9 protein-coding genes are annotated in these 11,906 nt (G+C 67.1%); 6 read left to right on the top strand and 3 right to left on the bottom strand.

Annotated features, from left to right (window positions below; genetic code table 11):
* Window position 1: 1 nt before the first annotated feature.
* Window positions 2-508: an RNA polymerase sigma factor gene (locus ACWPV3_RS09715; protein WP_453977752.1), complete on the bottom strand. Its 507-nt coding sequence runs from the start codon at window positions 506-508 to the stop codon at window positions 2-4.
* 224 nt (window positions 509-732) lie between these two features.
* Between ACWPV3_RS09715 and ACWPV3_RS09710 the strand changes: the two genes are divergently transcribed.
* The 5 genes from ACWPV3_RS09710 (at window position 733) to gor (ending at window position 6,313) form a co-directional block, all read left to right on the top strand.
* On the top strand, window positions 733-1,656 hold the full coding sequence (locus tag ACWPV3_RS09710) for a glucosamine inositolphosphorylceramide transferase family protein (protein ID WP_453977751.1): 924 nt from the start codon (window positions 733-735) through the stop codon (window positions 1,654-1,656).
* A gap of 1 nt (window position 1,657) precedes the next feature.
* Window positions 1,658-2,764, top strand: coding sequence for a glycosyltransferase family 4 protein (locus ACWPV3_RS09705; RefSeq protein WP_453977750.1), 1,107 nt, complete (start codon window positions 1,658-1,660; stop codon window positions 2,762-2,764).
* A gap of 34 nt (window positions 2,765-2,798) precedes the next feature.
* A complete protein-coding gene (locus ACWPV3_RS09700; RefSeq protein ID WP_453977749.1) occupies window positions 2,799-3,368 on the top strand; it encodes a class I SAM-dependent methyltransferase in 570 nt (189 codons plus the stop codon).
* A 111-nt stretch (window positions 3,369-3,479) separates the two neighbouring features.
* The gene (locus ACWPV3_RS09695) at window positions 3,480-4,790 is read left to right on the top strand and encodes an Hsp70 family protein (protein WP_453977748.1); all 1,311 of its coding nucleotides are present in this window, start codon (window positions 3,480-3,482) and stop codon (window positions 4,788-4,790) included.
* A gap of 140 nt (window positions 4,791-4,930) precedes the next feature.
* Window positions 4,931-6,313 carry a glutathione-disulfide reductase gene (gor, locus tag ACWPV3_RS09690; RefSeq protein ID WP_453977747.1) on the top strand — a complete coding sequence of 461 codons (1,383 nt, stop codon included), beginning with the start codon at window positions 4,931-4,933 and terminating at the stop codon, window positions 6,311-6,313.
* A gap of 7 nt (window positions 6,314-6,320) precedes the next feature.
* Here the strand turns inward: gor and ACWPV3_RS09685 are convergent, their stop codons facing one another.
* The gene (locus ACWPV3_RS09685) at window positions 6,321-7,841 is read right to left on the bottom strand and encodes a carboxylesterase/lipase family protein (RefSeq protein WP_453977746.1); all 1,521 of its coding nucleotides are present in this window, start codon (window positions 7,839-7,841) and stop codon (window positions 6,321-6,323) included.
* A 224-nt stretch (window positions 7,842-8,065) separates the two neighbouring features.
* Between ACWPV3_RS09685 and ACWPV3_RS09680 the strand changes: the two genes are divergently transcribed.
* Window positions 8,066-8,443 carry a response regulator gene (locus ACWPV3_RS09680; protein WP_292085889.1) on the top strand — a complete coding sequence of 126 codons (378 nt, stop codon included), beginning with the start codon at window positions 8,066-8,068 and terminating at the stop codon, window positions 8,441-8,443.
* Window positions 8,444-8,448: 5 nt separating this feature from the next.
* On the opposite strand, the gene ACWPV3_RS09675 is transcribed toward ACWPV3_RS09680, so the two are convergent.
* Window positions 8,449-11,874: a class I SAM-dependent DNA methyltransferase gene (locus ACWPV3_RS09675; RefSeq protein ID WP_453977745.1), complete on the bottom strand. Its 3,426-nt coding sequence runs from the start codon at window positions 11,872-11,874 to the stop codon at window positions 8,449-8,451.
* Between the last annotated feature and the right edge of the window lie 32 nt (window positions 11,875-11,906).

The following is an 11,906-nucleotide window of genomic DNA, read 5'->3' as shown; positions in this document are numbered from 1 at the left end:
CTCATCGTCCTGCTCCGGTCGTCAGACGGCGCAGCGCCTCCATCATATGCTTCTCCACCGAACTGCGCGAAATGCCCAGCATGGAGGCCGTCTCGGCATAGCTGAGACCATCGAACTTGTGCAGCTTGAACACCCGCCGCGTCTTTTCCGGCAGGTTTTCGACATCGACCCTCAGCCGTTCGAGCCGCTGACGAGCGGCGACCACCGCCTCGGCCGAGGGCGCGTCGTCCAGGCCGCCGTCGGCCCCGTCGCCCGCCGAAATCTGGCGCCAGGCGCCGTCGCGGGCAGCCGCGCGCCGGCCGGAGCGCCACCGATCCATCATCAGATTGGACGCCAGACGATAGAGATAGGCGCGCGGATCCCGCACCTGCGCCTCCGGCCCCACGACCGAGGCCTTCAGATAGAGATCCTGAAGCACGTCGTCGACATCCTGACCGCTGCGGCCCAGGCGCGCGGCGATGAACCTCTGCAGGTCCTCCCGATACGCAAAATAGGCTTCAACAAGCATGGGCGCCGCAGCGGTGTCGAAAGGGACGGCGCCCGCGCGGAGGCGGTCGCGGCAGGCGACCGATCCGCAGCCCGCCAACCCCTCATGCCTTCATGAAAAAGATGAGGCAAGCGCCCTCCGGCGCCGTCTTTCCTTCGAGGCGTCGAAAAGGGCGCCCGTCCATTGAGGAAAGATCATGCACGGCTGCGTGCTGGCCAGCGGCATTTTCGGCACGGGATCGCCGCATGTTTGACGACTGGCGCGTGGGCTTCATTCGGCGTCCGCTTTCGCATGTGCTGGACGAAACAGGTCTTGGCGAAGATTCGATCGTGTGGCTGCCGCCTCGCCCCCGGTCCTTCCAATTCATCGCCGACCCCTTCGGCGTCGAGCGCGACGGCCTGACCACCGTCTTCTTCGAGCATTTCGACTATCGCGTTCGGCGCGGCGAGATTCATTACGCCCAGTATGACGGCGACCGGCTGGTGCGCGAGGGCGAGGCCCTGATCGAGCCGTTCCACCTGTCATACCCAGGCCTGATCGAAAACGACGGCGAACTCTACATGCTGCCGGAAGGTCACAAGAGCGGCGCCCTGACCCTTTATCGGTGCGAGCGTTTTCCCGACCGCTGGACGCCGGTGCGACGTCTGCTGGACGTCCCCGCCATCGACGCGACCGTCGTTCAGCATGACGGCCTGTGGTGGATGTTCTACGCCCTGCCCGGCCCCGACGACCGGGCCATGCGCGAACTGCATGTGGCCTGGGCGCCGCGCCTGGACGGTCCCTGGACCCCGCATGCGGCCAATCCGGTCCGCGCAGACTTCCTGAGCTCGCGTCCCGGCGGCACGGCCTTCGTCCACGACGGCGCCGTGCATCTGCCGGTGCAGGAGTGCCGTCCGACCTACGGCGCCGCCGTGCGGCTGTTGCGCATCGACGAACTGACGCCCGACGATTTCTCGGCCGTGGAGGTGCGCCGTTTCACGCCGGACGGCTTGCTGAACGGCTATTCGGACGGCCTGCACACCCTGTCCGGCGACGACAGGCTGACCTTCATCGACGTGAAGGGCCTGCGCCGCTCACCGGCCGAGGGCGGCGTGCGCACTCTCTACAAGATGCGGCGGCTGCTGGGCCTGAACGGCCCGCGCCGTCCCGTCGCACCGCTGGCGGCCTGACATGCGTATCGCCGTCGTCATGCCCCGAGGCGGAGTCATGGATCGTGACCGCCTCAACTCCATGGAAAACGTCGCCCTGGCTCTGAACCGGCGCAGTCAGTTCAAGGCCGAGACCCGCTTCATCTGCGAGGCCGGCGCCGACACACCGGCGGCGCCCGACATGACGATCACCGTCCCGGCCGGACTGAACAAGGCCGCCCATTCACGGGCCGTGCTGAAGGCGCTTCAAGATTTCGCGCCCGATCTGGTGGAATACCACCAACAGCTGGGCTGCGCGGCCGAGTTCGCCAAACGCCTGCCGGGCGTGAAGCACGTCCTCTATCGCCACACCCGCATCCGTCCGCCCCGTCATCTGATCGACCGCATGCGCTATCGGGCGCGACTGCGCGCCTTCGATCGGCTGATCTTCGTCAGCCGGGCCGCTCGGACCGAGTTCCTGGCCGACTATCCGGCCTTCGACGCCCGGGCGTCGGTAGTGTGCAACCCGATCGACATGGACTGCTGGCGCGGGGCCCCGGAAGATCGGGAAAAGCTGATCCTGTTCTCGGGCCGCGCCATGGCGGAAAAGGGTCTGGACGCCTTCTGCGAAGCCCTGGCCGTCGTGCTGGACCGCAAACCGGAATGGCGCGGCGCCCTGATGCTGGGCGACTGGGACCAGCACCGCGAATGGGCAAGGCCGCACATCCAGGCCCTGTCCCGCTTCGGCGACCGCGTCGAGATCCGCAAGTCCGCGCCCCTGGCCGAGGTTCGCGACGTCGCCCGCCGCGCCGCGATCGCCGCCGTTCCCTCCCGCGTCGCCGAGGCCATGGGCCTGACGGCGCTGGAAGCGCACGCCGCCGGCGCCGCCCTGATCTCTTCCGGACGCGGCGGATTGCGCGAGGCCAGCGGCCTGCACGCCCTCTATACCGAGCCGGAGACGGACGGTCTGATCCAGGCGATGCTGCGTCTGATCGAGGACGACGCCGGCCGCATCGCCATGGCCCGCGACGCCCAGGCCTTCGTCGCCCGCACCCACGCGCCCCAGTCGCGCGCGGCCGAATTGGATCGCCTGCGGATCGAAGTGACGGGCGCGAGCGAATCTGGCCCCGCCGCGCGCCTGACCGCATGACGACCCGGATCGATACGCGCCTTCCCGAGTTTCCATGACCGGCAAAACCGCCCTTTCCCGCCTTTTCCGTCGCCTGGCCGGGCGCGACCGCATCGACGACATCCGGGCCTTGCCCGACCGGCGTGTACTGATCGAAACCTATATCCCGGCCCTGGCCAGGATCGGCGGCCGGGTCCTGTGGATCGGATGCCGCGCCTATACACGCCAGGATTACCCGGCCCTGGCCCGTCATGGCGCCGAGGTCTGGACCACCGACATCGACCCCAAGGCCGTCCGCTGGGGACAGCCTGGGCGGCATCGCACGGGCGATGTCTGCGCCATCGACCAGGTTTTCGCCGAACAGACCTTCGACGCCGTCGTCTGCAACGGCGTCCTGGGCTTCGGAGCGGATACGCCCCAGATGCAGGATCAGGCCCTGGCCGCCATGGGCCGCGTCCTTTGTCCCGGGGGCCTGCTGCTGCTGGGCTGGAACACCGACAAGATCGACGACCCTCTGACCGTCCCGGCGGCCGCCGCCTACAAGCCTGCGCCCTTCGCCGGCCAGCCGCCGCGCGTGCGCTTCGACGCCGTCACCCATGTCTATGACACCCTTCACCGTCTCTGACGGGGCCGTCAGCGCGTTTTCGGCCTGCTGAACCGGACGAAAACCTGTAAAGGCGACCGCCACGAACGGCCGCGCCCGCGCGCCGGGGCTCCCCACCCGTCGAGATTCGCCATGACCACCCCGTCGCCGATCACCATCGGCATCGACTTCGGCACGACCAACACCGTCGTCGCCGTCACCGACGCCGAAGGCCGCGCTCGGTTGACGACCTTCGGCGCGGCGGGCGCCACCTTCCGCTCGGCCCTCGCCTTCCAGTTCCACCCCAGCCAGGACGGGCAGCCCCCCGAACGCGTGGTCGAGGCCGGTCCCTGGGCCGTCGAGACCTATGTGGAGGACCCGCTGGAGACCCGCTTCATCCAGTCCTTCAAGACCTTCGCCGCCAGCGCCGCCTTCACCGAAACCCGCATCGACGACCGCCGCTATCGGTTCGAGGACCTGCTGTCGGCCTTCCTTTTGCGCCTGCGCCACCATGCCGGAGACCATCTTTCGGACCTGCCGCCCCGTGTCGTCGTCGGCCGCCCCGTCACCTTCGCCGGGAACAATCCGGACGAGGCCCTGGCCCTGTCCCGCTATCAGACCGCCTTCGGCCGTCTGGGCTTCACCGACATTCGCTACGCCCATGAACCGGTCGGCGCCGCCTTCTATTTCGCGCGTCAGCTCAAGGAGGACGCCACCGTCCTCGTCGCCGACTTCGGCGGGGGCACCAGCGACTTCTCCATCATTCGCTTCGAACAGGACGACGGCGTCCTGCGCTCCATTCCGCTGGCGCGGTCGGGGGTGGGCGTAGCCGGCGACGCCTTCGATTATCGCATCATCGACAACCTGGTCTCGCCCGCCCTGGGCAAGGGCGGCCTCTATCGCGCCCTGGACAAGCAGTTGCCGATCCCCCAGCGCTACTATTCCGCCTTCGCTCGCTGGGACCAGTTGGCCCTGCTGCGCGCCTCGCGCGACATGCGCGATATCCGCACCCTGGCGCGCACCGCTCTGGAGCCGGAGAAGATCGAGCGGCTGATCGAGATTCTGGACGACAACCACGGCCACGCCCTCTATCGCGCCGTCTCGGCCCTGAAGACCGCACTGTCGTCCCAGGAAACGGCGACCTTCGACTTCGCCGCCGGCGACGTCCGGATCGTGCGTGAGGTAGCGCGCGCCGAGTTCGAGGGCTGGATCGCGCCCGAACTGTCCGCGATCGCACAGGCCGTGGATCGGGCCATGGATCAGGCCGGCCTGCCGCCCGAAGGCGTCGACCGCGTCTTCCTGACCGGCGGCACCTCCTTCGTCCCCGCCGTGCGCGCCCTGTTCCACCAGCGGTTCGGTACGGAGAAGATCGAAACAGGCGGAGAGTTCGAATCCATCGCCGCCGGCCTGGCCCTGATCGGTCTTGAACCCCAACTGGACCTGTGGAGCGAAAAGGCCGCCTGAGGCGGGACTTGCGCTTGTCCGTCCTGGCCGGGGCGCCTAAGTCGGAGCGACCCCGAGGCCTGACCTCCGGCGCCGAATTCGGACAATTCGGACTGATCGGACTCTTTGGACTCTGTTTTTCGCGCGCGCCGGAGACCCAGATGGCGGACTATGACTACGACCTCTTCGTCATCGGCGCCGGCTCCGGCGGGGTTCGCGCGGCGCGCCTGACCGCGCTGGACGGCAAGAAGGTCGCCATCGCCGAGGAATTCCGCGTCGGCGGCACCTGCGTCATACGCGGCTGCGTGCCCAAGAAGTTCATGGTCATGGCCTCCGAGGTCAGCCATGCGCTGGAGATCGCCCAGGGCTACGGCTGGTCGTTCGACAATGCGACGTTCGACTGGCCGACCTTCCTTGAGGCCAAGGATGTCGAGATCGCGCGCCTGTCCGGCCTCTACGCCGCCAACCTGGGCAAGGCGGGGGTCGAACTGGTCCACGGCCGGGCGGTGCTGAAAGACGCCCATACGGTCGAGATCGTCGGCAAGAACCGCACCATCACCGCCGAGAAGGTCCTGATCGCCACCGGCGGCCGACCATGGAAGCCGGAAGAGCTTCCCGGCATCGAACACGCCATTACGTCGGAAGAAGCCTTCCACCTGCCCCAACTGCCCAAACGCATCCTGATCGCGGGCGGCGGCTATATCGCGGTGGAGTTCGCCGGCATCTTCGCCGGCTTGGGCGTCGAGACGACCCTGATCTATCGTGGGCCGAACATCCTGCGCGGCTTCGACGACGACGTGCGCGCACATCTGGCCGGCGAGATCGAGAAACGCGGGATCAAGGTCATTCTGGGCTGCCAGCACAAGTCGATCGAGAAGACCGAGACCGGCCTGGTCAACCATCTGGAAAACGGCATGAGCCTGGAGACGGACGTGGTCATGTTCGCCACCGGCCGCATACCCTACGTCAAGGACCTCGGGCTTGAAGCGGCGGGCGTCGAGTTGAACGACGAGGGCGCGATCAAGGTCGATCCCTATTCGAAGACCACCGCCGACAACATCTGGGCCATCGGCGACGTGACCGACCGGATGAACCTGACCCCTGTCGCCATCCGCGAGGCGGTCGCCTTCCATCAGACCGTCTATCGCGACAATCCTCAGCACTTCGACTACGAGGCCGTCGCCACCGCCGTCTTCAGCCAGCCGCCGGTCGGCGTCGTGGGTCTGACCGAGGCCGAGGCGCGCCGGTCCTGCGCCAAGGGGGTGGACGTCTATGTCACCCGATTCCGCCCGATGAAATACGCCTTCACCGGCTCGGACGAGCGGGTGCTGATGAAGCTGGTCGTCGACGCCGAAAGCCAGCGCGTGGTCGGCGTCCACATCGTAGGCCCCGACAGCCCCGAGATGATCCAGCTGGCCGCCATCGCCGTGAAGGCGGGCCTGACCAAACCTCAGTGGGACGCCACCTGCGCGGTCCACCCCACCATGGCCGAGGAACTGGTGACGCTGAAGGAGAAGCAGAACGCCGCCAACCTGGCCGCCTGAAGCGGCCTTATGGGCGGGCCCGCTCGCGGAACCGTTCCAGCAGGTCCAGTCGCGCGCTGAACGGCACGGGCGTCACCGTGGGCCCGCCGTTTCCGAAGTTCAGCAGCTGGGTGTCTCCGCCCCGCGCCCTCGGCCATTGCGGCCGCCCGACGCCGTTGGGATCGCCCGACCGCGCAAAGGCCGTCCAATAGCTCATCATGACGTCCGACGCCTTTCGGTCCCGCTCCTCAACCGGATACGGCAGGGTGTTCAGGGTGCCGAAGACATAGGGACGCTCGATCGCATGGGTCGCCCCGCCGTGGGGCTCGGGGTTCTGCGGCGAAGTGACGTCGAAGCGGTAGAGCCAGGCCCTGTTTCCCGCCGCATTGTGCAGCCGCGCCAGTCGCCGCGCCGGCTCCGAAAAGACCAGGTCGGTGATCACATGCTTGTCGAACGCCTCCAGCCCGCCATAGGCCTGAACGATGTCGGCTCGCTCCAGCCAGGTCATGTCGTCGTCGATCAGGCCATAGCCGTTGCGGTCCGTGGGGCGCATCCACCAGAACTCGGCGCTGTTGGAGCCGATGATCAGCGGCACGCGGGCCTGCCGACCGGCGCGAAAGGCCGCCTCCACCGTCGTCGGCACGATCTTGCCGTCGATCAGGGTCAGGTCGCCGTTGGCGAACACCGGCGCCGGCGTCAGGAACATCTCGGGCGGCGCGGCGCGCAGGTCCGCCGCCGTTCGCAGACCAGCCGCATAGGCCCAGACGGCGCCACGGTCACGCGCCGACGGCGCCCCGCCCGGCCCCTTGGCGTCCAATGGCGTCTGCAACTCGCGCCCCAGGCCCGACTGCACCACCGCGCGGTCGAACAGGCCCCGCGCGGGCGGCGAGATCATCAACCGGGTGACGATGGCTCCACCGGCCGACTCCCCGAAGACGGTGACGTTCTCCGGGTCGCCGCCGAAGGCCGAGATATTGGCCTTCACCCACTTCAGGGCGGCGATCACGTCCATCAGGCCGTAGTTGCCCGCCGGCTCGTTCGCCGGGCGTTCGGCGGCCAGCGCGGGATGATCGAAGAAGCCCAGCCGTCCCAGGCGGTAGTTCAGCGTCACCACCACCATGCCACGCCGCGCCAGGTTCGACCCGTCGTACAGGGGCGCCGTGCCCGATCCGTTGACCAGGCCGCCGCCATGGATCCAAACCATCACGGGAGCCGGCTGGATCGTGCTAGTCGGCCGCCAGACGTTCAGGTTCAGGCAGTCCTCGCTCATCGGCAAAGGACCGACGCCGGGATCGCCGCCGGGCGGGGCCTGGATGCAGATCGGTCCCACGGTTCCGGCGTCGCGCTGCCCGCGCCACCGCGGTGCGGCCCCGGGCGGCCGCCAGCGCCGCTCGCCCGTCGGCGGTGCGGCGTAGGGGATGTTCTTGAACGCCGTCACATCGGCTTCGGCGCGCCCGATCAGGACGCCCTGATCGATCTGGACGGTGGGCTGGTCAGCTGTGGGCGCCATCATGAGCGAGAGGGTGGCGAAAACGCCTGCGATTGTCATGCCCGCTGATTACCAAATCCTGCGCGCGCGCCAATGCCGATAGGATCACACTCTGCGACATCGTCCGATCGGCTTGCGACGCAAATGTACGAAACCGAACACAATACAGCCGGTATCGACTTGTTTGGGCGTAGAATTCATCGCTGGCGACGACGTTCGATCTGGTCTAGGGCGTCATCAAACCTTTGCGGAACAACCCGCGCCGCATACCAGGACGCCGCATCATGACCCAGCCTCTTTCCGGCCGCCGCGTCCTTGTGGTCGAGGACGAATCCCTGGTCGCCATGCTTCTGGAGACGATCCTGGAAGACATGGGCTGCACCCCCGTCGGTCCTGCGTCGAACGTGGATGAGGGAGAGGCCATAGCGCGCGACACGGTCGATCTCGACGCCGCCTTGCTGGACGTCAATCTCGCCGGCCGTCAGGTCTTCCCTGTCGCCGCCGTCCTGAAGGCGCGCGGCGTCCCCTTCGTCTTTTCGACCGGGTACGGCGAAAGCGGCCTGCCCGACGAATGGCGCGGCAATCCGACCATCCAGAAACCGTTCACCGAAGCCGCCGTGCGCGACGCCCTGATGCAGGCCTTGGGCGTCGCCGACGTCTAAAAGGCTCACCCCGGCATCCGCCGCGGTGCGAACCACCCCGCATCGGTCTGCTGAACCGAGCCCGCCACCGCCAGGACCGCAAGGGTGCGGTCGATCATGCGGCGTGCACGGGGCCGACTGCCGTCGAATTCGTCGATCAGCGCGGCCGGCGGCAACGGCCTCCCAGCCTTGCGGAGCAGCGACAACAGAGTGGACGCCAGCACGGCCTGCTCATCGGGCAAGGGCGGCTTCTCGCGCGGTTGCGGCAAACTGAGCGGCGCCTGCTTGACCGACGTTCCCGTCTTGACCCGACCGGCCTGATAGACTGGCCGCAGGAACCGAACATGCCCCAGCGCTTCTTCTTCGGCGCGCGCTTGGTTCAGATCGATCAGCCGATCGACGATCTGGGCGTCGCTCAGATCATCCGGCCAGCCGTAGGCCTGGGCCACCAGCCGGTCCAGCCGCTGATGCAGATGATCCAGCACGCCGACGCAGCCTTCCTCATGCACGGTCTGTTCGGCTTCGGTCAGCGCACAGTTCGCGCCGATACGGGCACGCGCGTTATAGAGCCCCGTCATCGTCAGGAACGCGTGACGTGACAGGACTTTGGCCCTCAGCGCGTCGATCTCCTCGGCCACCGCCCCGACTTCGGCGGCGAGGTCGCCGCTGAGCGCGGGAAAGGGAAAGGCGTCGAAACACGCGCCCTTCACATAGACCGATTCGCGTTCGTATTCCCCGATCCGCCCGGCGTTCGCGCCGAACCAGGCCCGGTGCTGGCGCGACGACAGGACGCCCAGGACGATCGGGTCGTCGCTGGCCACGACCACCAGCTTGTTGTCCGGCAGCGTGTCGGCGTCCATGAAGCGGAACCAGCGATGCTTGGCCGTTTCGACCGTCACGATATAGCGGTTCAGGCCCTCCAGCGCCGCGCGAAGGTCGCGGCGCGGCTCGCCGAAAACCCACCAATTGTCACGATAGGCGGCGCGGTTGTTGCGATCCCGCTCCGGCTTCACCGTTTCCAGAAGATGCTGATAGACCAACGGATGACGCCGCCTGGCATCCGCCTCGTCCCATCCAAACAGGTCGATGACCTTCAGACCGCGCGGCCGATCCGCCAGGTCCCGACCGTTGCGATACTCGCGAAACGGAGACGGCGCGTCCGGGTCCGATCCCGACAGCAGCGCCTGGGCTCTGGCCGGCGGCGTCAGGAAGCCGCCGCCCATCAGTTGCACGCCGCGATAGGCCAGGCCGGCGTTGGCCTTCAAGGCGGCGACGCGGGTCAGGCGGCTGTCCAGCATCAGGTCGGCGCCGATGTCGCCGTGCCGTTCCTCGAACGTCAGCGCCTCGTCATCGAGAGCCTTCAGCCAGCGTCCCTGCCCGTCCGGCTCGCCGCGTTCGGCGACGGACATGGCGATCCTGACATCGGCGCAGCCCGCCCCCCTTACCCACGGGTGATCGGGTATGGCGAACACCAGTCGCATGGCCGGCGACTTTTGCAGGTGATGCTCGAGGACGCGCCTCGAAAACGTCTGGGTGATCGAATTCGTCGTGATGAAGCCGAACCGTCGAAGGATAGAACCTTCGGCGGTCAGGATCTCGGCCGCGCGATCCCACCACGCCGTGACGAAATCCGCCGACCGGAACCGGCCGCCACGTATCGCCGACAAGGCGTCGACATAGCCGTCGCCCAGTTCGCTCCGCAAATCCTTCCCGCCGATGAAGGGCGGATTGCCGACGATGAAATGGACGGAAGGCCAGGGCTTGGGTCGAGGATCGACATACCGCACGCTCTCCTTCGACGTCGCGTCGAACAGTCTGTCGCCGGTGGTCGCTTCGCCCTTGGGCTCGATCTCCACACGGGCGCATTCGATCAAGGCGTCCGTATGCTGCACGGTCTTGAAGTCCTTCAGGATCGGCTCACTGGGCATGGCGTCCTTGAAGGTGCGGAAATGCCATTGAAGGTAGCCGATCCACATGACCATCTCGGCGATCCAGGCGGCGTTGGCGTTCTTCTCCAGCCCATAGAATTGCTCTGGACTGACGACGTGGCCCTCCAGCGCCAGCACGCCCTGCTGTTCGCCCATTTCGGTCAGGGTGCCGAGAACCTCCTCCTCCAGCTCCTTCATCATCCTCATGGCGACGTAGAGGAAGTTGCCGGTTCCGCAGGCGGGATCGAGCACGCGGATCTTGCACAGCCGCTCGTGAAACTCGTGGATCACGCCGCGCGCCCTGACGCCCTCGCCGGTCAGGTACAGGCCTATCGCCTCCACTTCCACGGCCTCCCATTCCGTCCGCAAGGGCTCCATGATGGTCGGTTCGATCAGTCGCTCGACATAGGCGCGCGGCGTATAGTGCGCGCCCAGTTCGGCCCGCTGCGCGGGATCCAGCGCCTGTTCCAAAAGAGCGCCGAAGATCGCCGGCTCGACATTGGCCCAGTCGCACCGCGCCGCCGCGATCAAGGCCGATAGTTCGTCCTCGGTGATCGGAACCGGCTCCATTCGGCGATAGAGGCCGCCGTTGAACCGCCGAACCAGCTGTTGCGTCGCCACGCAATAGCCGCCCCGATCCATGTTCGTGAACAAGGTCCGGGCGGCCTCGTGAAAGCGGTCCGCCTGACCGCGATAGCTTTCCAACAGAGCCAGGAAGCTGCGCCGTTCGATCAGACCGACGCTGTCGGCGAACATGGCGAAGATGCATTGCATCACGAACAGAGCGGTCTTCTCGGACTGGGCGGCCGCTTCCACCCGGTCCATGCCGACCTGACGCCGATCGTTGATCGAACGCACCGTCCAGGCCAGCCGCGCCGAGATCGCCGTCGTGACCTCGATAGCCTTGGCCGCCGGGTCCAGCGACATCGGGTCGGTCCAGACCCGGCGCAGACGCTCGCGAACCTCGGGGTCGCGCAGATGATCCAGGGAGATGCGATAGCTGGCCCTGTCCGGGAACGGCGCGTAGATCTTTCCCTGCCGTGCGAAGTCGGACCAGAGCTCAATGGAGCGGCCGACGTCGACCAGCACCAGGAACGGCGGCCATTCATCCAGCGCCTTGGCGTAGTTTTCCGCCTGCCGCTTGGCGACCCGCATGAAGCCGTCGGAGGCCGCCGCCCCTACCGACGCCCGGGGCTTCAGCCGCGTGAACAGCGACAGCTGGGCCTCCGGGTCCAGCGGCCCTCCTGTGCGACGCTTGCGGGACTGTTTGGCCTCCAGCACGAAACAGCCGCGTTTGGAGCAGTCGATATAGCCCGGCTGGCCGGAACCGTCCTCGTGCCGAAATCGGATCGGTCGTTCGAAGCAATAGTCCAGATCGCCGACACGCTCGTCATCCGGGGCCGCAACGCCGATCAGGCGGCAAAGCTGGATGATGAAGGTCTGGTAGTGGGCGCGTTCGCTGATCGGTGCAGCGGACCATTGGGCGATGAACGATTCGACATCGTCTGATTGCTTCCCCGACATGGAAACAATCTAAAGTTACTCATTATAGAGAC

It is taken from the genome of Brevundimonas sp. Marseille-Q4549 (genome assembly GCF_976940555.1).
This window is presented reverse-complemented; position numbering and strand designations above follow the sequence as displayed.

What these genes read in the sequence shown, in the direction of transcription:
- ACWPV3_RS09715 (WP_453977752.1), bottom strand. Translation starts at nt 508, where the DNA reads ATGCTTGTTGAAGCCTATTTTGCGTATCGGGAGGACCTGCAGAGGTTC.
- ACWPV3_RS09710 (WP_453977751.1), top strand. Translation starts at nt 733, where the DNA reads ATGTTTGACGACTGGCGCGTGGGCTTCATTCGGCGTCCGCTTTCGCAT.
- ACWPV3_RS09705 (WP_453977750.1), top strand. Translation starts at nt 1,658, where the DNA reads ATGCGTATCGCCGTCGTCATGCCCCGAGGCGGAGTCATGGATCGTGAC.
- ACWPV3_RS09700 (WP_453977749.1), top strand. Translation starts at nt 2,799, where the DNA reads ATGACCGGCAAAACCGCCCTTTCCCGCCTTTTCCGTCGCCTGGCCGGG.
- ACWPV3_RS09695 (WP_453977748.1), top strand. Translation starts at nt 3,480, where the DNA reads ATGACCACCCCGTCGCCGATCACCATCGGCATCGACTTCGGCACGACC.
- gor (WP_453977747.1), top strand. Translation starts at nt 4,931, where the DNA reads ATGGCGGACTATGACTACGACCTCTTCGTCATCGGCGCCGGCTCCGGC.
- ACWPV3_RS09685 (WP_453977746.1), bottom strand. Translation starts at nt 7,841, where the DNA reads ATGACAATCGCAGGCGTTTTCGCCACCCTCTCGCTCATGATGGCGCCC.
- ACWPV3_RS09680 (WP_292085889.1), top strand. Translation starts at nt 8,066, where the DNA reads ATGACCCAGCCTCTTTCCGGCCGCCGCGTCCTTGTGGTCGAGGACGAA.
- ACWPV3_RS09675 (WP_453977745.1), bottom strand. Translation starts at nt 11,874, where the DNA reads ATGTCGGGGAAGCAATCAGACGATGTCGAATCGTTCATCGCCCAATGG.